Here is a 24,804-nt window from a genome sequence, read left to right on the forward strand (position 1 = left end):
GTCACAGTCGCTTGACTCCCTTGATGCGTCCGGCGCGTGAGGCGCGGGTCCGGGCGGCCTTGACGCGCAGGCCGCCGCGCTGGTTGCCGATTCTCAGGCCGGTCCCGGAGGAGAGCCAGCCGGAGGCGACGTCGGCCCCGTTGGCCCCACCGGAGTCGGCGAGCGGGTCGTTGTCGACGCGCCGGGCGAGCGCCATGATCAGCGGCACGGTGAACGGCGCGAGGAGCAGGTCGTAGAGGGCCGCGGTGAACAGCAGGAAGCCGAGGCCGACATGGCGGGCGGCGGTGTCGCCGACGAGGGCGCCGACGCCCGCGTAGAGCAGGGTGGAGCCGAGGGCGGCGGCGACGACCACGGCCATGGGCCCGCTGGCGGACTTCAGGCGGCCGTTCTCGGGGCGGGCCAGGCCGCAGAGGTAGCCGACGACGCAGAGCACGAGGGCGTAGCGCCCGGCGGCGTGGTCGGCGGGCGGGGCCAGGTCGGCGAGGAGGCCGGCGGTGAAGCCGACGAGGGCGCCGGTGACGTGTCCGTAGGCGAGCGCGAGGGCGACGACGGTGAGCAGGACGAGGTCGGGGACGGCGCCGGGGAGCTGGAGGCGGGCGAGGACGGAGACCTGGACGACGAGGGCGACGACGACCAGGACGGCCGAGAGGAGGATGCGGTTGAACTTCACGGTGTCTCCCCCTGGTCCTGCGGCTGCTGGGTCTCCTGGGGCTTCTGCGCGGGCTGGTCGCCCTGCGGCAGGGCCTGGTTCGGCTTCTGTCCGTCGTTGTCCTGCGCTGCGCCCGTGGGGGTCGGGGTGACCGTGACGGTGACGGTCGGGGCCGGCTTGGGCTTCTGCGGCAGGACCATGTCGCGCGGGTCGGTGCGCGGGGCCTGGACGACGACGCCGACGATGTCGAGCTTGGTGAAGCCGACGTACGGGCGGACGTAGATGTTGCGGGTCAGGCCGCCGCCCGAGGGGTCGACGCGGACGACCTCGCCGACGGGCACGCCGGGCACGAAGGGCTTGTCGGCCTGCGAGCCGAAGGTGACGAGCCGGTCGCCTGGCTTGACCTTGGCCTTGCCGTTGAGGAGCTGGACCAGCAGCGGGCTGTCGCCCTGCCCGGTGGCGAAGCCGAGTTCGTCGGACTTCTCCATGCGGGTGCCGACGGTGAAGTCGGGGTCGTTGGCGAGCAGCACCGTGGAGGTCGAGGGGCCGACGGTGGTGACGCGGCCGACGAGCCCGGAGCCGTTGAGCACGGTCATGTCTCGGCGGATGCCGTCGCGGGCACCGACGTCGATGGTGACGGTCCAGGAGAAGCCCTGGGCGGCTCCTATGGCGATGACCTCGGCGCCCTTGATGCCGTACTGTCCGGCGCCGGCGGTCTTCAGCATGGCGTCGAGCTCGCGCAGCCGGTTGCGGTTGCGGTCGTCGCTGCCGAGTCTGGCCTTGAGGGCGGCGTTCTCCTGCTCCAGGGCCGCGATGCGGTTGTGCCGTTCCCCTGAGTCGCGGACCGCTCCTATGGCGTTGCCGATCGGATCGACCGCCGAGGCGACTCCGTTCTCGACGGGACCGAAGGCCGCGGCGGCGGCCTGCCGGGCACCGTCGACCGGCGACTCCTGGCCTCCTCGGATGTCCACCGTGATCAGTGCGAACGCGATGGCGATCAGCAGCACCAGGAGCAGCCGGCTCTCTCGTGTGTCCCTCACGTGCGGCGGCCGTGCCCTTCCTCGAGTCGACAGGATGGTGACAGGCCCCCGGGCCTCGGCCCGGGGGGTTGGATGGAGTTGTCCGTACGGGTGGTGCGGGTCAGCGGCGCGGCTGGGCGTCGAGCACCTGCTGCAGCGCCTCGAACTCCTCGACGCACTTGCCGGAACCGAGGGCCACCGAGTCCAGCGGGTCCTCGGCGATGTGGATCGGCATGCCGGTCTCGCGCCGGAGGCGCTCGTCGAGGCCGCGGAGCAGTGCGCCGCCACCCGTGAGAACGATGCCGCGGTCCATGACGTCACCGGAGAGCTCGGGCGGGCACTTGTCGAGCGTGGTCTTGACCGCGTCGACGATGGCGTTGACCGGCTCCTCGATGGCCTTGCGGACCTCGGCGGCGGAGATGACGACGGTCTTGGGCAGGCCGGAGACCAGGTCGCGGCCGCGGATCTCGGTGTGCTCGTCCTGGTCGAGGTCGTAGGCGGACCCGATGGTGATCTTGATCTGCTCGGCGGTGCGCTCACCGAGGAGGAGCGAGTACTCCTTCTTGATGTGCTGGATGATCGCGTTGTCGAGCTCGTCGCCGGCCACCCGGATGGACTGTGCCGTGACGATTCCGCCGAGGCTGATGACGGCCACCTCGGTGGTGCCGCCGCCGATGTCGACGACCATGTTGCCGGTGGCCTCGTGGACCGGGAGGCCCGAGCCGATGGCCGCGGCCATGGGCTCCTCGATGATGTGCACCTGACGGGCGCCGGCCTGGGTGGAGGCCTCGATGACGGCGCGGCGCTCCACTCCGGTGATGCCGGAGGGCACGCAGACCACGACGCGCGGGCGGGCCAGGTAGCGGCGCTTGTGGATCTTGAGGATGAAGTAGCGGAGCATCCGCTCCGTGATCTCGAAGTCGGCGATCACGCCGTCCTTGAGCGGGCGGACGGCCACGATGTTGCCGGGCGTCCGGCCGATCATCTTCTTCGCCTCGGCACCGACCGCGAGAATGCCTCCGGTGTTGGTGTTGATGGCGACGACGGACGGCTCGTTCAGAACGATGCCTCGACCCCTGACGTACACCAGCGTGTTGGCGGTCCCGAGGTCGACAGCCATGTCACGGCCGATGAACGACATTGAGTTCCCCTTGTTTCCCATGAGGATGCGTCGGGCCTTCCCTATCGGAGCGTTGACGGCTTCTCAGGTCGGCGAGGTGGTGGCTGAAGGTGGTACGGCGTGGAGTTTTCCATCGTAGTGCCGCCCGCCCGGATACCGCGCGGCGGCCACCCCAGGCCACCTCTGTATAGGTGACGGAATGACGCGGCCATCCGTTCCCGGCATCGACGTTCATATGCCTGGGGGCGGCCGAATTCCTTCGGTCGCCCCCGGTCATGGCGCTGATCGGCTGACGCCCGGTCAGCGCAGGCGTCAGGAGAGACCCGGGAAGAAGATCTTCAGCTCACGGGTGGCGGACTCCTCGGAGTCCGAGGCGTGGATCAGGTTCTCGCGGACGATGGTGCCGAAGTCGCCGCGGATGGAGCCCGGGGCCGCGGCGATCGGGTCGGTCGGACCGGCGAGCGTGCGCAGGCCCTCGATGACCCGCTCGCCCTCGACGACGAGCGCGACGACCGGGCCGGAGGCCATGAAGCCCATCAGCGGCTCGTAGAAGGGCTTGCCCTTGTGCTCGCCGTAGTGCTGCTCCAGCGTCTCCTGGTCCAGCTCGCGCATCTCCAGGGCCGCGATGCTCCAGCCCGCCTTGCGCTCGATACGGCCGATGATCTCGCCGATCAGGCCACGGCGGACGGCGTCGGGCTTGAGCAGGACGAGCGTGCGCTGGCTCACGGTGGGAACTCCTTCAGACAACGGTGTGCGGGCCTCCGAACATACAGGGCCCGCACCGGGCCCGGTCACGCAGCGTCAGGCCCTGCGGATTCCTGGCGCGCCGCCCACTCGGCCTTGACGGTGTCGATCCGGCGCCCGTAGTGCACGGAGGCCCACCACAGGACGGCGAAGACCGCCCCGAGGAAGAACATGATCGGCACGACGAAGCCGCTGGCGATCAGCGCGGCCTGCAGCGCCCAGCCCAGCTGGACGCCGCCCGGACGGGTGATCATCCCGCACAGCAGCACCGACAGGACCATGGCGATCCCGCAGACCCACCACACCGTCGACATCGCCAGCGTGTCGTCCTTCATGGCGACCAGGCCGGCGAAGCCGATCACGAAGAACTCGCCGATCAGCGTCGAGGAACACAGCACCCGCATCGGCTCAGCCTCGCTTCAGGAGCAGTCGGGCGTCGCCGACCGTGAAGATCGAACCGGTCACGAGGACGCCCGCGCCGGCGTACTCGTCCTCCTCCTCGGCCAGCGTGATCGCCGCCTCGATGGCGTCGTCGAGCCGCGGCTCGACGACCACCCGGTCCTCGCCGAAGACCTCGACCGCGATCGCGGCGAGCGCGTCGACGTCGGTGGCCCGCGGGCTGGAGTTGGCCGTGATGACGACCTCCGCGAAGATCGGCTCGAAGGCCTCCAGGAAGCCTCGGGCGTCCTTGTCCGCGCTCGTGGACACCACGCCGACGAGCCGGGAGAAGCCGAAGGACTCGGTGATGCCGTCGGCCGTCGCGCGGGCGCCGTGCGGATTGTGCGCGGCGTCCAGGATCACCGTGGGTGAGGAGCGCACGACCTCCAGGCGGCCCGGCGAGGCCACCTGGGCGAAGGCCCGGCGGATCGTCTCGACGTCCAGGGTGCGCGCGTGCTCCGAACCGATGCCGAAGAAGGCCTCGACGGCGGCGAGCGCCACGGCCGCGTTGTGCGCCTGGTGCGCGCCGTACAGCGGCAGGAACACGTTGTCGTACTCGCCGCCGAGGCCGCGCAGGGTGAGGAGCTGCCCGCCGACGGCGACCTCGCGGGCGACGACGCCGAACTCCATGCCCTCCCGGGCCACCGTCGCGTCGACGTCGACGGCCTTCTTCAGGAGCACCTGGGCCGCGTCCACGGGCTGCTGGGCGAGGATCACCGTCGCACCCTGCTTGATGATCCCGGACTTCTCGCCGGCGATCGCGGCGGGCGTGTCGCCGAGCCGGTCGGTGTGGTCGAGGTCGATGGGGGTGACGACGGCGACGGCGGCGTCGATGACGTTCGTGGCGTCCCACGTGCCGCCCATGCCGACCTCGACCACGGCCGCGTCGACCGGGGCGTCGGCGAAGGCCGCGTACGCCATTCCGGTGAGGACCTCGAAGAACGAGAGCCGGAACTCCTCGCGCGCGTCGACCAGCTCCACGTACGGCTTGATGTCCCGGTAGGTCTCGATGAAGCGCTCGGGGTCGATCGGGGCGCCGTCCAGGCTGATCCGCTCGGTGATGGTCTGCACGTGCGGCGAGGTGTAGCGCCCGGTGCGCAGGTCGAAGGCGCCCAGCAGGACCTCGATCATGCGGGCCGTGGAGGTCTTGCCGTTCGTGCCCGTGATGTGGATCGACGGATACGCGCGCTGCGGCTCGCCGAGGACGTCCATCAGGGCCGCGATCCGGGTGACCGACGGCTCCAGCTTGGTCTCGCCCCAGCGGGTGGACAGCTCGGTCTCCACCTCGCGCAGCGCCTTGTCGACCTCGGGGTCGGCGGGACGCGAGGGCACCGGGTCGCCCTGCGGCGGACCGGCCATCGCGCGCAGGGTGCGGCTGCCGGCCTCGATCACCGCCAGGTCCGGGGTGGGGGTGCCCCCTTCTCGAGCGGAGTCGAGAGATGGGGGGAGGTCGGTCTCGGTGTCGGCGATGTCGTCGAACAGGTCGTCCTGGTCGCTGTCGTCGAACTGGTCGCGCGGGTCGCTCGGCTCACTCACGCGTCCAGTCTACGGAGCGGCACCGACAGGACCATGGACCCACCCCTTTCGGGACCTTCGGTCCCCCGTCCGCGCGAGCCGCCCGGCAAACTTGGCGATCATGGACATAGGCATCGATCTCGGCACCGCGAACACCCTCCTCTACGCCCGCGGGCAGGGCATCGTCCTCAACGAACCCTCCGTGGTGGCCGTCCAGGAGGGCTCGCGGGCCGCGCTCGCGGTCGGTGCGGAGGCCAAGGAGACCATCGGCCGCACGCCCGGCTCGATCACCGCGATCCGCCCCCTGCGGGACGGGGTGATCAGCGACTACGAGGCCGCCGAGGAGATGATCCGCCACTTCGTGCGCAAGGCGGTGCCGGGCCGCCGGCTGCCGCGCACCCGGATGGTCGTCTGCGTCCCCAGCGGGGTGACCCCGGTCGAGCGGCGGGCCATCGTGCACGCCTCGCGCTCGGCGGGAGCCCGGACCGTGCACCTCGTCGAGGAGCCGATGGCCGCGGCGATCGGGGCCGGCCTGCCGGTCGGTGACCCGCGCGGCTCGATGGTCGTCGACATCGGCGGCGGGACGACGGAGGTGGCGGTCGTCTCGCTCGGCGGGATCGTCACCTCGCAGTCGCTGCGGGTCGGCGGCGACCGGCTGGACGCGGCCGTCTGCGACCACGTGCGCAGGGAGCACTCCCTGCTGATCGGCGAGCGCACCTCGGAGGACGTGAAGGTCGCGATCGGCTCGGCCTGGCCGGTGCCGGGCGCGGAGGACTTCGAGGAGCGCACCTTCACCGTACGGGGCCGGGAGAGGATCAGCGGTCTGCCGCGGACGGTGCCGCTGACGGTCCCCGAGGTGCGCGCCGCGCTCGACGAGCCGGTCGAGGCGATCATCTCGGCGGTGCGGGCGACCCTGGAGGAGTGCCCGCCGGAGCTGTCCGGCGACGTCATGGAGCACGGCATCGTGCTGACCGGCGGCGGCGCGCTGCTGCCCGGCCTCGACCTGCGGATGGCCTCGGCGACGGGCATCCCGGTCTTCGTGGCCGACGACCCGCTGGACTGCGTGGCACTGGGCGCGGGGCGGTGCGTGGAGGACCTCGACGGCCTGGAGCGGGTGCTGGGGCGGACGAGGACGGGGCGGGAGAGCGGCCGTCCGGGGGGCGGGGTGTGAGGGAGGGGGCGCTCCGGCCGGGGGCGCGGGAGGGTCGTCCTCCGGCGCGGGCCGGTCGGGGAGCGGGGCCCGGGGCGGCCGGGCGGGGAGCGGGGCCCGGGCGGCCGGGCGGGACCGCGGACGACAGGATGACCTGACAGGCCGTCAGGAACGGTCCGCCAGACCCGCCGGGAGGGTCGCGGTCACCACGTACGCGCCGCGCTCGCGGCGGGCGTCGAGCGTGCCGCCCATGCTGGTGACCCGCTCCTCCATGGAGAACAGGCCGGTGCCGGTCGACACCGGCGCCGGGTCCGGCGGGGTCGGCGGGAGCGGGTTGCGCACCTCGATGCGCAGCGCGGGGCCCTGGAGCGTGATCGCCACGCTCACCGGCAGCCCGGGGGCGTGCTTGGCCGCGTTGGTCAGGCACTCCTGCACGACCCGGTGGACCGCCGCCTGCCGCAGCGGGGACAGCGCCTTCGCCTCCCCGGCCACGCGGACGTCCACGGGACTGCCCATCCGCTCGCTCTCCTCCGCCAGCGCGGCGAGTCCGTCGAGGCCCGGCGTGGCACCGCCGTCGGCGCGCCGCACGAGGGTCTCGTTGAGCATGTGGTGGGCGCGCCGCGCGGTGTCCGCGAGCTCCTCGAAGTCCTTCCCGTACGCCTCTCCCCCGGCTCGTACGGCGAGCACCTCGGCCCGCACGGCGAGCACGGTCAGCTCACGCCCCACCAGGTCGTGGACGTCCCGTCCGACCGAGATCCGCTCCTCCTGGACGGCCTGCCGGGCGGCGGCCTCGCGACGCTGGACCTCCAGGGCGCGCACGAGGTCGTGGCGGTAGGCGGCGATGCCGACGCCGGCGGCGAGGACGCCGATGGGGACGACGAGGCTCAGGAAGTCGCTGAGGGTCTCGCCGTGCCGGGCCGGCCAGCCGGGGGTGCTGAAGTACGCGTAGGCGGCGCCGACGTACAGCAGGGTGGCCAGGACCGCGGTCCGCCGGCCCCGGAGGCGGCCCAGCGAGTACAGGGCGAACTGGATCATCGTCAGCTCGTGCAGCCAGCCCATCAGGACGATCGCCACCACGAACGGCACCCACGGCGCCCGCCGCCGCAGCACCAGGGTGGCCGCGCCGGCCGCGAGGACCAGGGTGGCGGTGAGCCCGGTGAGCGAGTTGTCCTCGCGGGCGAGCCCGGGCACGTCCAGGACCATGAGGCCGAAGGCGCTGAGCGCGGCGACGACGTCCAGGGCGCGGGGCGCCCCCGCCCACCGGTCCACGCAGCGGCGCAGCGCGGACGGGGCGGGAAGGGGAAGCATGCCTTCCATCATCCCGGGTCCTTGGTCCCGTCATGGAGGACCTGAAGTCCCGTCTGGTGTGAGATCAGGCACTTTGCCCACAATGTCACGTCGCGCGGCTCCACCCGCGCGGCACCCGGGCCGCGGGGGACGGCAGCGGGCGCACGCAGACACGAAGGGGCCCGGAACCGTGGTGGTTCCGGGCCCCTTCGTCAGGCTCGGCGCGTCAGGCTCGGCGCGTCAGGCCGTGCACACCGGTCGTCAGGCCGACGGCAGGCGGTCCAGCTGGGACTGGATGCGGGCGATGTCCTCGTCCGCCTTGGCGAGCCGGGTACGGATCTTGTCGACCACGTTGTCCGGTGCCTTGGCCAGGAAGGCCTCGTTGCCGAGCTTGCCCTCGGCCTGCGCCTTCTCCTTCTCGGCCGCGGCCAGGTCCTTGGCGAGGCGCTTGCGCTCGGCGGCGACGTCGATCGTGCCCGACAGGTCGAGCGAGACCGTCGCGCCGGCGACCGGCAGGGAGGCGGTGGCGGCGAAGCCCTCGCCCTCCGGCTGGAGTCGCAGCAGCTGGCGGATGGCGGCCTCGTGCGCGGCGAGCGGCGTGCCGTCGAGCTCCAGACGGGCCGGGACCTTCTGGCCGGGCTGGAGGCCCTGGTCGGCCCGGAAGCGGCGCACCTCGGTGACGACCTGCTGCAGGTTCTCGATCTCGGCCTCGGCGGCCTCGTCGCGGAAGCCGCTGTCGGCCGGCCACTCGGCGATGACCAGGGACTCGCGCCCGGTGAGCGTGGTCCACAGGGCGTCGGTGACGAACGGGACGATCGGGTGCAGCAGGCGCAGCATGACGTCCAGGACCTCGCCGAGGACCCGGCCGGAGACCTTGGCCTGCTCGCCGCCGGCGAAGAACGTCGTCTTCGACAGCTCGACGTACCAGTCGAAGACCTCGTCCCACGCGAAGTGGTAGAGCGCGTCGCTGAGCTTCGCGAACTGGTAGTCCTCGTAGTACGCGTCGACCTGGGCGACCGTCTTGTTGAGACGGGACAGGATCCAGCGGTCGGTCGCGGACAGCTGCTCGGCCGGGGGCAGTTCGCCCTCGATCGTCGCGCCGTTCATGAGCGCGAAGCGGGTGGCGTTCCAGATCTTGTTGGCGAAGTTCCGGGAGGCCTTGACCCAGTCCTCGCCGATCGGCACGTCGACACCGGGGTTGGCGCCGTTGGCCAGGGTGAAGCGGACGGCGTCGGAGCCGTACTGGTCCATCCAGTCCAGCGGGTTGACCACGTTGCCGAAGGACTTCGACATCTTCTTGCCGTTCTGGTCACGGACCATGCCGTGCAGGGCGATGGTGTGGAACGGCGGGGTGCCGTCCATCGCGTAGAGGCCGAACATCATCATCCGGGCGACCCAGAAGAAGAGGATGTCGTAGCCGGTGACCAGGACGGAGTTCGGGTAGAACTTCGCGAGGCTCTCGGTCTGCTCGGGCCAGCCGAGGGTGGAGAACGGCCACAGGCCGGAGGAGAACCAGGTGTCGAGGACGTCGGTGTCCTGGTGCCAGCCCTCGCCCGCCGGCGGCTCCTCGTCGGGGCCGACGCAGACGACCTCGCCGTTCGGGCCGTACCAGACCGGGATGCGGTGACCCCACCACAGCTGGCGCGAGATGCACCAGTCGTGCAGGTTGTCGACCCAGTCGAAGTACCGCTTCTCCATCTCCTGCGGATGGATCTTGACCTTGCCGTCGCGGACCGCGTCACCGGCGGCCTTGGCGAGCGGGCCGACCTTGACCCACCACTGCATGGACAGGCGCGGCTCGATGGTGGTCTTGCAGCGCGAGCAGTGGCCGACGGAGTGGGTGTACGGACGCTTCTCGGCGACGATCCGGCCCTCGGCGCGCAGCGCGGCGACGATGGCGGAACGGGCCTCCAGGCGGTCCAGGCCCAGGAAGGGGCCGTGGACGGTGATGACCGCGTGCTCGTCCATGACGGCGATGGACGGCAGGTCGTGCCGCTGGCCGATCTCGAAGTCGTTCGGGTCGTGAGCCGGCGTCACCTTGACGGCGCCCGTGCCGAACGCGGGGTCGACGTGCTCGTCGGCGACGACCGGGATGCGGCGGCCGGTCAGCGGCAGCTCGATCTCGGTGCCGACCAGGTGCCGGTAGCGCTCGTCGTCCGGGTGGACGGCGACGGCCGTGTCACCGAGCATCGTCTCGGCGCGGGTGGTGGCGACGACGATCTCCGTGTCGCCCTCGCCGTACCGGATGGAGACGAGCTCGCCGTCGTCGTCCTGGTACTCGACCTCGATGTCGGAGATCGCGGTGAGGCAGCGCGGGCACCAGTTGATGATGCGCTCGGCGCGGTAGATCAGCTCGTCGTCGTAGAGCTTCTTGAAGATGGTCTGGACGGCCTGCGAGAGGCCCTCGTCCATGGTGAAGCGCTCACGGGACCAGGCGACGCCGTCGCCGAGGCGGCGCATCTGGCCGGAGATCTGGCCACCGGACTCGGCCTTCCACTGCCAGACGCGCTCGACGAACGCCTCGCGGCCCAGGTCGTGGCGGGACTTGCCCTCCTTGGCGAGCTCCCGCTCGACGACGTTCTGGGTGGCGATGCCGGCGTGGTCCATGCCGGGCTGCCACAGCGTCTCGTAGCCCTGCATGCGCTTGCGGCGGGTGAGGGCGTCGATCAGCGTGTGCTCGAAGGCGTGGCCCAGGTGGAGCGAGCCGGTGACGTTCGGCGGCGGGATGACGATGGTGTACGGCGGCTTGTCGCTCTTCTCGTCCGCCTCGAAGTACCCGCGCTCCACCCAGCGCTCGTACAGCGGCCCCTCTACCTCGGCCGGCGTGTACTGGGTCGGCAATTCGGTGGTGGCTGCTGTCTGCTGCTGAGTGTTCTCGGTCACGGGGCCAGTTTAGGGGTGTCCCGGGCCGCCACAGAAACTCGATTGTTCCGTAACGGTGTGACCCCCAGCGTCCCGGCGGGGCCCGGCTTCCGAGAGGATGTTCGCCAGGCATAAACATCCTGTGAGGGGAACCTGTACATGAGCTACAACCAGCCGGGCCCGTACGGCGGCCAGCCGCAGCAGCCCGGGCCGTACGGCCAGCCGGGCCCCTACGGCCAGCAGCCCCAGCCCGGGCCGTACGGCCAGCCGCAGGCCCCGCAGCCCGGTTACGGCTACCCGCAGCAGGCCCCGCAGGGCGTCCCGCCGCAGCAGCCGTACGGCTACCCGCAGCAGCAGCCCCAGCAGCCCGGCCCCTACGGCCAGCCGCCCCAGCAGCCTCCGTACGGCGCCCCGCAGGGCCCGGGCGGCTACGTGCCCCCGCCGCCGGCCGCCAAGAAGAGCCCGGCCGGCTGGATCATCGGCGGCATCGCCGTGGTGGCGGCGATCGGCGTGGGCGCGTACTTCGTGCTCGGCGGTGGTGGCGGCGCCAGCGTCGCGGACGACGGCCCGCACAAGCTGATCACTCCGGAGACGGTGCTCGGCGAGTACAAGAAGTCCCCTGACGAGGGTCAGTCGAGCGACGACGACGACTTCCTCAAGGACGCCGAGAAGAACGGCGTCAAGAACGCCAAGCAGGTCAAGGCCTCTTACCAGGTGAAGGACCCGGCGAACCCGCTGGCCGGCAAGCTGCTCACCTTCGGTGGCGTCTACGGCCAGATCGACGACCCCGAGAAGGTCGTCGACAGCGTCTTCGCGAGCATGAAGGCGGAGGCCTCGAAGGACAAGGGCGGTGAGACGGAACTCGTCGGTGAGGCCCAGTCGTACTCGCCGGCCGGGCTCGACGGCGCGATCCTCAAGTGCCAGCAGATGAAGAGCAAGCCGGACACGGGTGACACCAGCGCCGGTCCGAAGGAGTTCACCATGTCGGTGTGCGTGTGGGGCGACCACAGCACCCTGGGCTTCGCGATCCCGATGGACATGGCCTCGATGCTCTCGGGCAAGGGCACCGATCCGGCTGACGCCGCCGCCACGACGGCCAAGCTCCGCAAGGAAGTCCGCGTCAAGGCCTGACCGGCCCTCAGGCCGAGGGGCCCGCGACCGGATCGGACGGGCCCCCTCGGCAGCGCGCCCGCTGTCCGGGCGGCGCGAGGTCGTCCACCAGGCGAGACGGACCGCCTGGTGCGCGTGACAGGGCTTCACCCCGGTGGACAGAGGCGTCGGGCGGCAGAGGCCCGTGTGCGTGACGGATCCCCCGTGTGCGGCCTCTGGCGCGAGCGTCGTGCCCGTGGTGAACCCGGCAGGCGTGATCACGTTCTTCCGCCGAGCGCCTTCGCTCGGAATGGCTTGATCCGCTTCCCGCAGCCCGACGTCCCCGGCACAGAAAGGGCGCCCCGCCGGTTCTCGCCGGCGGGGCGCCCTTTTCGGTGTGTGGTGTGCGGCTACGCGCTCTTCTCGTGTCTGCCGTCGTTCTTCACGATCCGCGGGACCAGCGTCGGGTTGACGTTGTTGCGGACGACGTCGGCCGTGATGACCACGCGGGCCACGTCCTTGCGGGACGGGACCTCGTACATCACCGACTGGAGGACCTCCTCCATGATGGCGCGCAGTCCACGGGCGCCGGTGCCGCGGAGGATGGCCTGGTCGGCGATGGCCTCCAGGGCCGGGCGGTCGAAGTCCAGCTCCACGCCGTCGAGTTCGAAGAGGCGCTGGTACTGCTTCACCAGCGCGTTGCGCGGCTCGACGAGGATCTTCAGGAGGGCTTCGCGGTCCAGGTTGTGGACGGAGGTGATGACGGGGAGACGGCCGATGAACTCGGGGATCATCCCGAACTTCACCAGGTCCTCCGGCATGACCTCCTGGAACTGGTCGCTGGCCTCGATCTCGCGCTTGGAGCGGATGGTCGCCCCGAAGCCGATGCCCTTGGCGCCCGCCCGCGACTCGATGAGCTTCTCCAGGCCGGCGAAGGCGCCGCCCACGATGAAGAGCACGTTCGTCGTGTCGATCTGAATGAACTCCTGGTGCGGGTGCTTCCGGCCGCCCTGCGGCGGGACGGAGGCCGTGGTGCCCTCCAGGATCTTCAGCAGGGCCTGCTGCACGCCCTCGCCGGAGACGTCGCGCGTGATCGACGGGTTTTCGCTCTTACGGGCGACCTTGTCGATCTCGTCGATGTAGATGATCCCGGTCTCGGCCTTCTTGACGTCGTAGTCGGCCGCCTGGATCAGCTTGAGCAGGATGTTCTCGACGTCCTCGCCGACATAGCCCGCCTCCGTCAGCGCCGTCGCGTCGGCGATGGCGAACGGCACGTTGAGCATGCGGGCCAGCGTCTGGGCCAGCAGCGTCTTGCCGGAGCCCGTGGGGCCCAGCAGCAGGATGTTGGACTTCGCCAGTTCGATGGCGTCGTCCCGGCCCTGCGCGCCGCCGTTCTCGCCGGCCTGGACGCGCTTGTAGTGGTTGTACACCGCGACCGAGAGGGCCTTCTTCGCGGGCTCCTGCCCGACGACGTAGCCCTCGAGGAACTCGTAGATCTCGCGCGGCTTGGGGAGTTCCTCCCACCGCACCTCGCTCGTCTCGGCGAGTTCTTCCTCGATGATCTCGTTACAGAGGTCGATGCACTCGTCGCAGATGTACACACCGGGGCCTGCGATGAGCTTCTTCACCTGCTTCTGGCTCTTTCCGCAGAACGAGCACTTGAGCAGGTCGCCGCCATCACCGATGCGTGCCACGAGGTGCTTCCCCTTCGCCTGGGAGCGCTTGGTTCAGCGACTCCTGGTGCCTCATATTCGACGGTACCTTGCCGGGCCCCCCGTTCGGGCCCCCCTTGGCGCGGTTGGCATGGACGGAATTCGGCCACACCAACCGCGGCGAGGGAAGGTCGAGCGTCAGGCTGCCGCGGCGGCCGTGCTCTTGCGGGTCGAGACGATCTGGTCCACCAGGCCGTACGCCAGGGCGTCCTCGGCCGTGAGGATCTTGTCACGCTCGATGTCGTCGCGGATCTTCTCGATCGGCGTCGAGGAGTGCTTGGCCAGCATCTCCTCCAGCTGGCTGCGCATGCGCAGGATCTCGTTGGCCGCGATCTCCAGGTCGGAGAGCTGCTCACGGCCGGTGCCGCCGGACGGCTGGTGGATCAGCACGCGGGCGTTCGGCAGGGCCATCCGCTTGCCCGGGGTGCCGGCGGCGAGCAGCACGGCCGCGGCGGAGGCCGCCTGGCCCATGCAGACCGTCTGGATGTCCGGCTTCACGAACTGCATCGTGTCGTAGATGGCCGTGAGGGCGGTGAAGGAGCCGCCCGGGCTGTTGATGTAGATCGAGATGTCGCGGTCCGGGTCCATCGACTCCAGGCACAGCAGCTGCGCCATGACGTCGTTGGCGGAGGCGTCGTCGATCTGCACGCCGAGGAAGATCACGCGCTCCTCGAAGAGCTTCGCGTACGGGTCGTACTCGCGCACACCCTGCGAGGTGCGCTCGACGAAGCGCGGAACGACGTAGCGATTGTCCACCTGCGGGCCGCTGTAGAGGCCGCTCGCGGAGAAGTTCGGGGTCATGGGGCTGTTCACCATCCTGAGGGCGATCGGTGGGCTGGGGCTGTCGGAGCGGGTGGCCGGCGCTCAGGCGCCCGTGCCGCCGCCGCCCGGAACGCCCGCGGCGTGCGTGATGATGTCGTCGATGAGGCCGTAGTCCTTGGCCTCCTCCGCGGTGAACCAGCGGTCACGGTCACCGTCACGGATGATCGCCTCGACGGTCTGGCCGGAGTGGTGCGCGGTGATCTCGGCCATGCGCTTCTTCGTGCGCAGGAGGTACTCGGCCTGGATCTTGATGTCGGAGGCGGTGCCACCGATGCCGGCGGAGCCCTGGTGCATCAGGATGTCGGTGTTCGGCAGCGCGAAGCGCTTGCCGGGGGTGCCGCCGGTGAGCAGGAACTGTCCCATCGAGGCCGCCATGCCCATACCGATGGTCACGACGTCGTTGGGGATGTACTGCATGGTGTCGTAGACGGCCATGCCGGCCGTCACGGAGCCACCGGGGCTGTTGATGTACAGGTAGATGTCCTTCTCCGGGTCGGCGGCCAGGAGGAGCATCTGGGCGGTGATCTTGTTGGCGATCTCGTCGTCGACCTGCTGGCCGAGGAAGATGATGCGCTCACCGAGCAGCCGGTTGTAGACATGGTCGCCGAGGCCGCCACCGATGGACGGCTCACCCGCGGCGTAAGGCTTCAGATTCGTCACGTATCCACCTGCTCGTCTCCGACGGCACCGGGCCGTCTCAGCGTCTCGTTCTGAGGGCAGTGCCCTCGTATTCATGGACCCTAACGCGCAGGTAGGACAACGCCATCCCGGTTCCTGAACTGTTCGCTGGGAGCGCAAGGTAGTTGGGCGCGCATAAACGGGTCACGAGGGGATTCCCGAGGGGTTCCCGGTACGCCCACGGGCCCGGCGCACAGCAGTGCGTCCGGGCCCGTGGCGCGGGGTTCAGCGCGAGGCGCGGGCCTCCCGGTGAGCCTTACTTCTCCTCGGCGACCTCGGCGTCACCGGTGACGGCCTCGACCGTCTCGGCGGCCTGCTCGTCGTCCTCGTCGGACAGGTCGACGACCTGGCCGTTGGTGTCGACGACCTTGGCGGCCTCGACGACGACCGCGAGGGCCTTGCCGCGGGCGACCTCGCCGACCAGCATCGGCACCTGGCCGCCCTGGACGACGGCCTGGGCGAACTGGTCGGGGGACATGCCGGAGGAGGCGGCGCGGCGCATGAGGTGCTCGGTGAGCTCCTCCTGGTCCACGTTCAGCTCCTCCTTGGAGACCAGCTCGTCGAGCAGGAACTGGGTCTTGATGCCCTTGACCGCCTGCTCCTTGGTCTCGGCGTCGAACTCCTCGACCGTCTTGCCCTGGAACTCCAGGTACTTCTCGAGGGTCAGGCCCATCTGACCGAGCTGGTGGTGCTGCAGGTTGTGCTTGCGGGTGTTGATCTCGTCCTCGAGCAGCTTCTCGGGAACGGGGATCTCCGCGAGCTCCAGGAACTTCTCCAGGACGCGCTCCTGGGCCTGGGTGGCCTGGTCGAACTGCTTCATGTTCTCGAGGCGCTTGCGGCTGTCGGCCTTGAGCTCGTCGAGGGTGTCGAACTCCGACGCCATCTGGGCGAACTCGTCGTCCAGCTCGGGGAGCTCGCGGGCGGCGACGGCGGTGACCTTGACGGTGACCTCGGCGTCCTTGCCCTCGGCGGAGCCGCCCTTCAGCTGCGAGGTGAAGGTGGCCTCGCCGCCGGCCTCCAGGCCGGTGACGGCCGCGTCGATGCCGTCGAGCAGCTCGCCGGAACCGATGGTGTACGAGACGTCGGAGGCGACGCCGTCGGGGAGGACCTCGCCGTCGACCTTGGCCTCGAGGTCGATGGTGACGACGTCACCCTCGGCGGCGGCGCGCTCGACCGGGTTGGTGGAGGCGAAGCGCTCGCGCAGCTGCTCCACCGACTTCTCGACGTCCTCGTCGGTGACCTCGACGGCGTCGACCTCGACCTCGATGCCGGAGTAGTCCGGGATCTCGATGGCCGGGCGGATGTCGACCTCGGCGGTGAAGGCCAGCTTCTCGCCGTCCTTCAGCTCCGTGATGTCGACCTCGGGCTGACCCAGCGGGTTGACCTCGGCCTCGTTGACCGCCTCGGTGTAGAGCTTGGGGAGGGCGTCGTTCACGGCCTCCTCGAGCACGGCACCGCGGCCGAAGCGCTGGTCGATGACACGCGCCGGGATCTTGCCCTTACGGAAGCCCTTGACCGTGACCTGCTGGTTGATCTTCTTGTACGCCGCGTCGAGGCTGTCCTTGAGCTCCTCGAAGGGCACCTCGACAGTGAGCCGAACCCGGGTCGGGTTCAGGGTCTCCACGGCGCTCTTCACGGTTAGGTCTCCTTGATGGCTGATTCCTGGTTTCCGGCCTCGCCGCCACTGGCGGTTCCGGCCGATCGGCCCGGTCAGAGAGACACACGGGCACGCAGCTTGCATAGTAACCGCAAGCGCGGCGCGCCCCACAACGTGATCTTTGCTGGTCGGGGTGGCGGGATTTGAACCCACGGCCTTCCGCTCCCAAAGCGGACGCGCTACCAAGCTGCGCCACACCCCGTCGGTGCGACACGTAGGGTACATGGACGGGGACGGTGCGACGCCCCCACTTTCCGAGGGACGTGCGGGGACCTCCCCGGACCCGCTACGATGGCGTGCGTGCCGTCGCGGAGATCACTCCCGGCGCGCCGCTCGCGGGCGTAGCTCAATGGTAGAGCCCTAGTCTTCCAAACTAGCTACGCGGGTTCGATTCCCGTCGCCCGCTCCACATGACGAAGGCCCGCCGGAGACACTCCGGCGGGCCTTCGTCGTCCGCGCTCAGAACCTGATGGAGCTGACGGTCTGGGTTATCGAGTCGAGGAAGCGCTGGATGTCGTCGGCCATGCCCGTGGAGGCGAGGAAGAAGCCGAACAGCACCGCGACGACGGCCGGTCCGGCCTTCAGGTTCCCGCCACGGATCAGCACCACCATGATGATCGCCAACAGCAGCACCACGGACAGTGAAATGGCCACAACTGATCACACCCTCGGTCGGTCAATGCTTGCCGCCCGGGAGCGCACGTCACAGAACACCCCCGCCGCATCTATCGTGCCACCAACTTCTTGCCCACTGCGGGTGGGTGACGAATCGTCGACGTAGGAATCAGGCCAAGGTGACGAATTACGTCTTGATCAGCACGTCGGGGCGCCCGGTTCCGTGAGCCCCAACAGGGCCCGTACCCGCGCGTACTTGGCGGTGAGCCGCTCCCGGGTCGGTGCGTCCAGGACGGCGAGCCGCACCGGGTCGGCGTTGTGGGCGAGGTCGGCCTCCTTGACCAGGAGCGCTCCCGGGGTGGCCAGAATGCGACGGGTGTAACCCTCGATCCCCTCCCCCGGGCTCTTCGTGAGCGCCAGGACCATCGCTTTGGTCTCCGCCGGCAGGGCGGCCCCCGCCAGCCAGGTCTCGGACAGGGCGTCGTCCTCGACGGAGTCGTGCAGCCAGGCCGCCGCGATCTGCGCGTCGCTGCCGCCCCGCACCCGTACGCCCTCGGCGACGGCCCGCAGGTGCTCGGCGTAGGGGCGGCCCGCCTTGTCGGTCTGCCCCGCGTGGGCGGCGACGGCGAGGGCCTCGATCTCGGCGAGGCTGAGGTACGGGGTGCCGGTCATGGCGGTCAGCGTAGTGCGGCGCGGCCGCCGTGCGACGAGTACTACGGCGGCCCGAGCCGAACCGGGGCCGGGCGCTCCCGCGGGGGCCGCGAGGCGGGCGGCGCGGGCGGGCGGGGTCCGGCGGGCGGTGCGCTATGCCTTGCGGCTGATCAGCAGCAGGGCGCGGTCGTCGTTGACGTCCTTCGCGCAGGCCTCGATGAGGTGCCAGGCGGCGCCCTCGAAGCCGGAGGCGACGTAGCGGTCGGCCTCGCCGGTGAGGCGGTCGATGCCCTCGGCGATGTCTCGGTCGGCACTCTCGACGAGGCCGTCGGTGAAGAGCATCAGGACGTCGCCGGGGCGCAGGGAGCCCTTGACGGGGTGGAACTCGGCGCCGTCGTAGACGCCGAGGAGCGGGCCGTCGGCGGCCTTCTCCTCCCAGCGCCCGCTGCCCGCGTGCAGCTGGAGGGCGGGCAGGTGGCCGGCGGAGAGGAGTTCGTAGTCGCCGGACTCCAGGTCGAGGACGAGGTGGATGGAGGTGGCGAAACCCTCGTCCCAGTCCTGGCGCAGCAGGTAGCCGTTGGCGGCGGGCAGGAAGCCGTGCGGCGGCAGCGAGCCCAGCAGTCCGCCGAAGGCGCCGGAGAGGAGCAGGGCCCGGGAGCCCGCGTCCATGCCCTTGCCGGAGACGTCGGTGAGCAGGACCTCCAGGGTGCGGCCGCCGTGGGTGCGGGCCGCGACGACGAAGTCGCCGGAGAAGGACTGGCCGCCGGCCGGGCGCAGCGCCATCTCGCGGTGCCAGCCGTCGGGGAGCCGGGGCAGGGCGCTCTGCACGCGGATGCGTTCGCGCAGGTCGAAGAGCATGGTGCCGCCGCGGCGCCAGGGCACGCCGACGCGGGCCCGGAACTGGGCGATGAGCAGCCCGAAGAGTCCGCAGGCCGCGACGACCAGGACGGTGCCGGGGGTGACCCGGGCCGGGCCCTGGGTGTACGGGCCGAGCACGACGGACTCGACGATGAGCGCGCCCGCGGCCGCCGCGTACAGGCCGAGGAGGCTGGCCGGGCGCAGGATCAGCCCGCCGGCGACGATCGGCAGCACGAGCGCCACGGGAGAGCACCACACGGGGTCCACGAGGGTGCCGGCGGCGATGGCCGGGACGGTGAGGAGGAGTGCCACGAGGGCGACCCAGTCGGAGCCGTCGCCGCGGAAGTAGTCGACCCCGGACCGGCGCAGCGCGACGCGGGCCCGGTGGGCGCTCTTGCGCATCCGGGCCGCGTACGAGTCCACTCCGCCGCGACGTCCCATTGGCCTGGACCCTATCCACCCGATCGGAGCTCGTGCAGGGGGACCCAGGTGACATTGCCTTCGATATCGGGTCGCGTCGGTCGGGAAGGCGCTGATATCGATGGCATATGACGACTGAGCTGCGGGTTCTCGATCCTGCCGAATGGGACAAGTGGTACGCGGTCCTGGAACTCGCGTTCGGAGGGGTCCCCGAGGCCGACGAGGAGCGCAAGCTCTGGCAGGAGCTGGCCGAGCCCGGGCGCTTCGTCGGGGCGTGGGACGGGGACCGCTGCGTCGGGACGGCGGGGGCGTTCACGTTCGGCCTGTCCGTCCCGGGCGGCGCGGTGGTCCCGGCGGCCGGGGTGACGATGGTCAGCGTGGCGGGCACCCACCGGCGGCGCGGCATCCTCACCTCGATGATGCGGCGGCAGCTGGAGGACGTGCGGTCCTGGGGCGAGCCGGTGGCGGTGCTCACGGCCTCGGAGCCGGAGATCTACGGACGCTTCGGCTACGGCGTGGGCACGTTCGCGGCGCGGGCGACGATCGACACGACCCGGGTGCGGCTCGTCGTGCCGGAGGGCACGGACGAGGTGTCCCTGCGGGTGACGTCGCCCACCGAGGCGCTGGAGGCGACCGAGGCGGTGTACGCGCGGCTGGTCCCCGCCCGGCCCGGGATGCTGGAACGGCGGCCCGGCTGGGAGCGGCTGGCGCTGATCGACCCGCCCGGCGAGCGCGAGGGGGCGTCGCCGCGGTGGTGTGTCCTCGCGGAGCGGGACGGCGAGGTGGTGGGGTACGCGCACTACGCCGTCAAGCCGGAGTGGTCGTTCGCGGGTGCCAACGGTTCCGTCTCGGTGCATCAGTTGGCGGCGCTCGACCCGGTGGCGGAGGCGGCGCTGTGGCGCTTCGTGTGCTCGGTGGACCTCACCACCCGCGTACAGGTCCACAGCCGGCCGGTGGACGACGCCTGGCAGCACCTGGTCACGGACGTCCGGCGCTGCGAGCCGACCCTGCGGGACGCGCTGCACGTGCGGCTGGTGGACGTGGGCGCGGCGCTCGCGGCGCGGACCTACCAGGCCCCGGTGAACGTGGTGTTCGAGGTCGCGGACGCGTTCTGCCCCTGGAACGAGGGGCGGTGGCGGTTGAGCGGGGACGCGGCGGGCGCGGTGTGCCGACGGACGGAGGACGCCGCGGATCTCTCGCTGTCCGTGCGGGAGCTGGGCTCGGCCTATCTGGGCGGCGTGTCGCTGCTGTCGCTCGCGGCGGCGGGGCGGGTGCGGGAGGTGCGGCCCGGGGCGCTGCGGGAGGCCTCGGTGGCCTTCGGGTCGCCCGTCGCGCCGTGGCTGCCGCACGGGTTCTGAGGGCGGCCGCCCCGTCCCGGTCCCGGGGCAGGCCGGAAGGCCTGGGCACGGGTCCGGGGCGAGCGTCCTCGTCCGGTCGCGGGCGGTGGCCGGAGGTACCGCCCGGCGCTGCGGGCGGACGGCGCTACGTGCCGGACAGGGCCCGGGAGGACTGGCAGCCGGGGCACCAGAACAGGTTGCGGGCCGCCAGGTCGGCGGTGCGGATCTCCGTGTGGCAGACGTGGCAGGGCAGGTGCGCGCGGCGGTAGACGTAGACCTCGCCGCCGTGGTCGTCGACCCGGGGCGGGCGGCCCATCGCCTCGGGGGTGTGCTCGGGGCGGACCGTGTCGATGCGGTTCAGGCGGACGCCCTCCCGCATCAGCTCGACCAGGTCGTCCCAGATCGCCTGCCACTCCCGCCGGGTCAGGTCCCGGCCCGCGCGGTACGGGTCGATGCCGTGACGGAAGAGGACCTCGGCGCGGTAGACGTTGCCGACGCCGGCGATGACCTTCTGGTCCATGAGCAGGGCGGCGACGGTCGTCCGGGACGTCGAGACGCGGCGCCAGGCCTTCTCGGGGCCGTCGCCGGCGCGCAGCGGGTCGGGGCCGAGCCGGTCGTGTATCGCCTGCTTCTCGGCGTCGGTGATCAGCGCGCAGGTGGTCGGGCCGCGCAGGTCCACGTAGGCGTCGGGGTTGGCGAGGCGCAGCCGGACGGTGGCGGCGGGCGGCGGCGCGGGGGCGTCTCCGAAGCCGACCTTGCCGAAGAGGCCCAGGTGGATGTGGACCCACTCGTCTCCGGGGAAGCCGAGGAAGAGGTGCTTGCCGTGGGCCTCGGTGACCGTGAGCACGGTGCCGTCGAGGAGGGCGGCGGAGTCGGCGAACTTCCCCTGGGGGCTGGAGACACGCACCGGCCGGCCGCCGAACCGTTCCCGGTAGTCGGCGGCCAGCCGGTGGATGGTGTGCCCTTCGGGCATCAGGCGGTGGGCTCCTGCGGGTGGTGCGCCGGGATGGGCGGCAGCTCGCCGGTGGTCTCGTAGGCCGCGAGCATGTCGATGCGGCGCGTGTGACGCTCGTCACCCGAGTAGGGGGTCTTGAGGAAGACCTCGACGAAGGTGGTGGCCTCGTCCTGGGAGTGCATGCGGGCGCCCACGGCGACGACGTTGGCGTTGTTGTGCTCCCGGCCGAGGGCGGCGGTCTGCACGCTCCAGGCGAGGGCGGCGCGCACCCCCTCGACCTTGTTGGCGGCGATCTGCTCGCCGTTGCCGGAGCCGCCGATCACGATGCCGAGGCTGTCCGGGTCGGCGGCCGTCTTCTCCGCGGCGCGCAGGCAGAACGGCGGGTAGTCGTCCTGGGCGTCGTAGATGTGGGGGCCGCAGTCGACGGGCTCGTGGCCATGGGCCTTCAGCCACTCGACGAGGTGGTTCTTGAGTTCGTATCCGGCGTGGTCGGAGCCGAGGTAGACGCGCATGGTCACGAGTGTGGCACGCCAGGGGCGGGGTACCGGTCAGCGGGGTCGGGACCTTGGTCCGGGACTTCCGTCCCCTTGGTCCGGACCTTATGTCCTGAATCACGATCCGGAATCAGCTCTTCCGTACTCGCGGGTCTCCGGGTTACATGTCTCCGGCTCGCGACCCGAGTCAGCCCCCACACGAAGGAAGCGTTCATGAACACGCAGCCGACCCTGGCGAAGGAAGGCGGTACCACCGGAAACACCGGTGATTCCCAGCTCTCCCCCGACACCAACGGCTCCGACGGCCTCAAGGCCGGACTCAAGAACCGCCACCTGTCGATGATCGCCATCGGCGGCGTCATCGGCGCCGGCCTGTTCGTCGGCTCCGGCTCCGGCATCGCCGCGGCCGGCCCCGCCATCCTGCTCTCCTACGCACTCGTCGGCGCCATGGTCGTCTTCGTGATGCGGATGCTCGGCGAGATGGCCGCGGCCCGTCCGTCCTCCGGCTCCTTCTCGGCCTACGCCGACCAGGCCTTCGGCCGCTGGGCCGGCTTCACCATCGGCTGGCTGTACTGGTTCTTCTGGGTCGTCGTGCTCGCCGTCGAGGCGACCGCCGGCGCCAAGATCCTGGAGAGCTGGATCCCGGCCGTCCCGCAGTGGGGCTGGGCGCTCATCGTGATGGTGGTGCTCACCGCCACCAACCTGGCCTCGGTGTCCTCCTACGGCGAGTTCGAGTTCTGGTTCGCCGGCATCAAGGTCGTCGCCATCGCCGCCTTCGTGGTCGTCGGCCTGCTGGCCGTCTTCGGCGTGCTGCCCGGATCGGACAACCCGGGCGCGGGCTTCGCGCACCTCACCGACGCCGGGGGCTTCTTCCCGATGGGCGCCGGCGCGATCCTCACCGGTGTCCTGATGGTCGTCTTCTCCTTCATGGGCAGCGAGATCGTCACCCTGGCCGCCGGCGAGTCCGAGGACCCGCAGCGCGCCGTCACCAAGGCCACCAACAGCGTGATCTGGCGCATCGGCGTCTTCTACCTGGGCTCGATCTTCGTCGTCCTCACCCTGCTGCCGTGGAACGACAAGTCGATCGTCGACAAGGGCTCGTACGTCGCCGCCCTCGACTCCATCGGCATCGCGCACGCCGGCCAGGTCATGAACGTGATCGTCCTGACCGCCGTCCTGTCCTGCCTGAACTCGGGCCTCTACACCGCCTCCCGCATGGCCTTCTCGCTCGGCCGGCGCGGTGACGCCCCGAAGGCCTTCGCCCGCACCAACAAGCGCGGTGTGCCGACGGCGGCGATCCTCGCCTCGGTGGCCTTCGGCTTCGTCGCGGTGTTCTTCAACTACAAGTGGCCCGACACCGTCTTCGCCTTCCTGCTGAACTCCTCCGGCGCCGTCGCCCTCTTCGTGTGGCTGGTCATCTGCCTCACCCAGCTGAAGATGCGCGGGATCATCCAGCGCGAGTCGCCCGAGAAGCTTGTCGTGCGGATGTGGCTCTTCCCGTACCTGACCTGGGCCACCGCCGCGATGATCACCTTTGTCCTCGGCTACATGGTCTACGACGGCGGCAGCAACCGTGAGCAGGTCGTGCTCTCGCTGCTCGTCGCGGCGCTCGTGCTCGCGATCGGTCTTGTCAAGGACCGGCTCGCGAAGGCCAAGGGCACGCCGGAGCTCGCCGACAAGGTCTGACCCCACCGCCTGGCGTCACCCCGCCGGGCAGACGCGGAAGGCTCTCCGTACCCCGGCCACCTCGGGAACGGAGAGCCTTTCGCCGTCCCCGGCGCCCTCGCGGGCCGGCCGGCCGGCCACCGGGGGCCGGAACCGCCGAAGGGGGCGGCCGGGTCGGGCCGGAACCCGACACGGCCGCCCCCTTCGGGAAGGCGGGGGAGATCAGCCCTTGCGGCCGACGAGCTTCCAGGCGGCCGGCAGGGCGCCCATGGCGAGAGCGGCCTTGAGCGCGTCGCCGATCAGGAACGGGGTGAGGCCCGCGGCGACCGCCTGGCCGAGGCTCATGCCGGTGGCCAGCGCCAGGTACGGCACGCCGACCGCGTAGATGACCGCGGAGCCGAGCACCATCGTGCCGGCGGTGCGCAGGACCGAGCGGTCGGCGCCGCGGCGGGCGAGGCCGCCGACGACGGTGGCGGCGAGCAGCATGCCGAGGATGTAGCCGAAGGAGGGCATGGCCCAGCCGGAGGAGCCCTGGGCGAACCACGGCACGCCCGCCATGCCGGCGACGGCGTACAGGCCCAGGGAGAGGAAGCCGCGGCGGGCGCCGAGCGCGGTGCCGACGAGGAGGGCGGCGAAGGTCTGGCCGGAGACCGGGACCGGGGAGCCCGGGACCGGGACGGAGATCTGCGCGGCGAGGCCCGTGAGCGCGGCACCGCCGACGACGAGTGCGAGGTCGCGGACCCGGCTCGCCGGGATCAGGTCGGCCAGGACCGTGCCGGAACGGAGGGAGGAGACGGGGGCGGCGGCGGTGCTCATCGGTACTCCGTGGGGTGACGGGGACGGCGGACGGGGCGGAACAGGCTCGACCGTATGCCAGCGGTGACCGGCCGATCACCGTCAGCCGCCCACAAAGCAGGGGTTGAGCCCTTCGTGGAGATCAGACAAAGCCCGGGTTTCCCCACCGAATGCAGAGTGACCCTTGTCACTGGGAAGTCCTGCGGGGTGGTCCCTTTTGCGCCACGGGCCCGTCACCGGAGAGACTGTGGGGTCTCCATAAACCGTCCGAG

General features: G+C 71.0%; 22 protein-coding genes and 2 tRNA genes. 5 read left to right on the forward strand and 19 right to left on the reverse strand.

Translation table 11 applies throughout. The annotated features are described in order from the left end of the window. Position 1: 1 nt before the first annotated feature. From mreD to ACGF1Z_RS09950, 6 genes are all read right to left on the reverse strand, one after another. Positions 2–670, reverse strand: a complete 669-nt coding sequence (gene mreD, locus ACGF1Z_RS09925; protein ID WP_393001850.1) for a rod shape-determining protein MreD — start codon at positions 668–670, stop codon at positions 2–4. After that, a complete protein-coding gene (mreC, locus tag ACGF1Z_RS09930; protein WP_393001852.1) occupies positions 667–1,689 on the reverse strand; it encodes a rod shape-determining protein MreC in 1,023 nt (340 codons plus the stop codon). The genes mreD and mreC overlap by 4 nt, the downstream gene beginning before the upstream one ends. A gap of 100 nt (positions 1,690–1,789) precedes the next feature. Further along, complete coding sequence (locus ACGF1Z_RS09935; RefSeq protein WP_046905593.1) at positions 1,790–2,809, reverse strand: rod shape-determining protein; 1,020 nt, start codon at positions 2,807–2,809, stop codon at positions 1,790–1,792. A gap of 291 nt (positions 2,810–3,100) precedes the next feature. Next, on the reverse strand, positions 3,101–3,514 hold the full coding sequence (ndk, locus tag ACGF1Z_RS09940; RefSeq protein ID WP_393001855.1) for a nucleoside-diphosphate kinase: 414 nt from the start codon (positions 3,512–3,514) through the stop codon (positions 3,101–3,103). A 65-nt stretch (positions 3,515–3,579) separates the two neighbouring features. Then, a complete protein-coding gene (locus ACGF1Z_RS09945; protein ID WP_393001857.1) occupies positions 3,580–3,936 on the reverse strand; it encodes a DUF4233 domain-containing protein in 357 nt (118 codons plus the stop codon). Between the two features lie 4 nt (positions 3,937–3,940). Continuing rightward, entirely contained in the window at positions 3,941–5,506 is a 1,566-nt protein-coding gene (locus tag ACGF1Z_RS09950) for a bifunctional folylpolyglutamate synthase/dihydrofolate synthase (protein WP_393001859.1), read from the reverse strand. A 100-nt stretch (positions 5,507–5,606) separates the two neighbouring features. On the opposite strand from ACGF1Z_RS09950, the gene ACGF1Z_RS09955 reads away from it, so the two are divergent. Further along, positions 5,607–6,656: a rod shape-determining protein gene (locus ACGF1Z_RS09955; protein WP_393001861.1), complete on the forward strand. Its 1,050-nt coding sequence runs from the start codon at positions 5,607–5,609 to the stop codon at positions 6,654–6,656. A gap of 144 nt (positions 6,657–6,800) precedes the next feature. Here ACGF1Z_RS09955 and ACGF1Z_RS09960 read toward each other — a convergent pair whose 3' ends face one another. Together ACGF1Z_RS09960 and ACGF1Z_RS09965 are read right to left on the reverse strand one after the other, a co-directional pair. Further along, on the reverse strand, positions 6,801–7,943 hold the full coding sequence (locus tag ACGF1Z_RS09960; protein WP_393001863.1) for a sensor histidine kinase: 1,143 nt from the start codon (positions 7,941–7,943) through the stop codon (positions 6,801–6,803). A 240-nt stretch (positions 7,944–8,183) separates the two neighbouring features. After that, entirely contained in the window at positions 8,184–10,805 is a 2,622-nt protein-coding gene (locus ACGF1Z_RS09965) for a valine--tRNA ligase (RefSeq protein ID WP_393001865.1), read from the reverse strand. A gap of 138 nt (positions 10,806–10,943) precedes the next feature. Between ACGF1Z_RS09965 and ACGF1Z_RS09970 the strand changes: the two genes are divergently transcribed. Further along, entirely contained in the window at positions 10,944–11,915 is a 972-nt protein-coding gene (locus tag ACGF1Z_RS09970; protein WP_393001867.1) for a hypothetical protein, read from the forward strand. A gap of 368 nt (positions 11,916–12,283) precedes the next feature. Here ACGF1Z_RS09970 and clpX read toward each other — a convergent pair whose 3' ends face one another. The 5 genes from clpX to ACGF1Z_RS09995 form a co-directional block, all read right to left on the reverse strand. Then, positions 12,284–13,567 carry an ATP-dependent Clp protease ATP-binding subunit ClpX gene (gene clpX / locus ACGF1Z_RS09975; RefSeq protein WP_150228190.1) on the reverse strand — a complete coding sequence of 428 codons (1,284 nt, stop codon included), beginning with the start codon at positions 13,565–13,567 and terminating at the stop codon, positions 12,284–12,286. Positions 13,568–13,723: 156 nt separating this feature from the next. Beyond that, positions 13,724–14,386 carry an ATP-dependent Clp protease proteolytic subunit gene (locus tag ACGF1Z_RS09980; RefSeq protein ID WP_393001869.1) on the reverse strand — a complete coding sequence of 221 codons (663 nt, stop codon included), beginning with the start codon at positions 14,384–14,386 and terminating at the stop codon, positions 13,724–13,726. Positions 14,387–14,449: 63 nt separating this feature from the next. Continuing rightward, positions 14,450–15,067, reverse strand: coding sequence for an ATP-dependent Clp protease proteolytic subunit (locus ACGF1Z_RS09985; RefSeq protein ID WP_132914109.1), 618 nt, complete (start codon positions 15,065–15,067; stop codon positions 14,450–14,452). A 274-nt stretch (positions 15,068–15,341) separates the two neighbouring features. Further along, positions 15,342–16,721: a trigger factor gene (gene tig / locus ACGF1Z_RS09990; RefSeq protein WP_393001871.1), complete on the reverse strand. Its 1,380-nt coding sequence runs from the start codon at positions 16,719–16,721 to the stop codon at positions 15,342–15,344. A gap of 146 nt (positions 16,722–16,867) precedes the next feature. After that, positions 16,868–16,944, reverse strand: a tRNA-Pro gene (locus ACGF1Z_RS09995). 133 nt (positions 16,945–17,077) lie between these two features. Here ACGF1Z_RS09995 and ACGF1Z_RS10000 point away from each other — a divergent pair. Then, positions 17,078–17,151, forward strand: a tRNA-Gly gene (locus ACGF1Z_RS10000). A 50-nt stretch (positions 17,152–17,201) separates the two neighbouring features. Here the strand turns inward: ACGF1Z_RS10000 and ACGF1Z_RS10005 are convergent. The 3 genes from ACGF1Z_RS10005 to ACGF1Z_RS10015 form a co-directional block, all read right to left on the reverse strand. Beyond that, positions 17,202–17,396 carry a hypothetical protein gene (locus ACGF1Z_RS10005; RefSeq protein ID WP_393001873.1) on the reverse strand — a complete coding sequence of 65 codons (195 nt, stop codon included), beginning with the start codon at positions 17,394–17,396 and terminating at the stop codon, positions 17,202–17,204. Positions 17,397–17,555: 159 nt separating this feature from the next. Beyond that, positions 17,556–18,029 carry a phosphohydrolase gene (locus tag ACGF1Z_RS10010; protein WP_393001875.1) on the reverse strand — a complete coding sequence of 158 codons (474 nt, stop codon included), beginning with the start codon at positions 18,027–18,029 and terminating at the stop codon, positions 17,556–17,558. Positions 18,030–18,161: 132 nt separating this feature from the next. After that, a complete protein-coding gene (locus tag ACGF1Z_RS10015; RefSeq protein WP_393001877.1) occupies positions 18,162–19,307 on the reverse strand; it encodes a PP2C family protein-serine/threonine phosphatase in 1,146 nt (381 codons plus the stop codon). Positions 19,308–19,414: 107 nt separating this feature from the next. Between ACGF1Z_RS10015 and ACGF1Z_RS10020 the strand changes: the two genes are divergently transcribed. Next, entirely contained in the window at positions 19,415–20,644 is a 1,230-nt protein-coding gene (locus ACGF1Z_RS10020; RefSeq protein WP_393001879.1) for a GNAT family N-acetyltransferase, read from the forward strand. A 124-nt stretch (positions 20,645–20,768) separates the two neighbouring features. Here the strand turns inward: ACGF1Z_RS10020 and ACGF1Z_RS10025 are convergent, their stop codons facing one another. Both ACGF1Z_RS10025 and ACGF1Z_RS10030 read right to left on the reverse strand, forming a co-directional pair. After that, complete coding sequence (locus ACGF1Z_RS10025) at positions 20,769–21,596, reverse strand: Fpg/Nei family DNA glycosylase (RefSeq protein ID WP_393001881.1); 828 nt, start codon at positions 21,594–21,596, stop codon at positions 20,769–20,771. Next, positions 21,596–22,090 (reverse strand): ribose-5-phosphate isomerase, encoded by a 495-nt coding sequence (locus tag ACGF1Z_RS10030; RefSeq protein WP_393001883.1) that lies wholly within the window; start codon positions 22,088–22,090, stop codon positions 21,596–21,598. The genes ACGF1Z_RS10025 and ACGF1Z_RS10030 overlap by 1 nt, the downstream gene beginning before the upstream one ends. Positions 22,091–22,285: 195 nt before the next feature. On the opposite strand from ACGF1Z_RS10030, the gene ACGF1Z_RS10035 reads away from it, so the two are divergent. Further along, a complete protein-coding gene (locus ACGF1Z_RS10035; protein ID WP_393001885.1) occupies positions 22,286–23,758 on the forward strand; it encodes an amino acid permease in 1,473 nt (490 codons plus the stop codon). 201 nt (positions 23,759–23,959) lie between these two features. Here the strand turns inward: ACGF1Z_RS10035 and ACGF1Z_RS10040 are convergent, their stop codons facing one another. Beyond that, positions 23,960–24,553 carry a biotin transporter BioY gene (locus ACGF1Z_RS10040; RefSeq protein WP_393001887.1) on the reverse strand — a complete coding sequence of 198 codons (594 nt, stop codon included), beginning with the start codon at positions 24,551–24,553 and terminating at the stop codon, positions 23,960–23,962. Positions 24,554–24,804 lie beyond the last annotated feature (251 nt).

The sequence above is a fragment of the Streptomyces sp. NPDC048018 genome (assembly GCF_043202995.1).
In the GTDB taxonomy this organism is placed as follows: Bacteria; Actinomycetota; Actinomycetes; order Streptomycetales; family Streptomycetaceae; genus Streptomyces.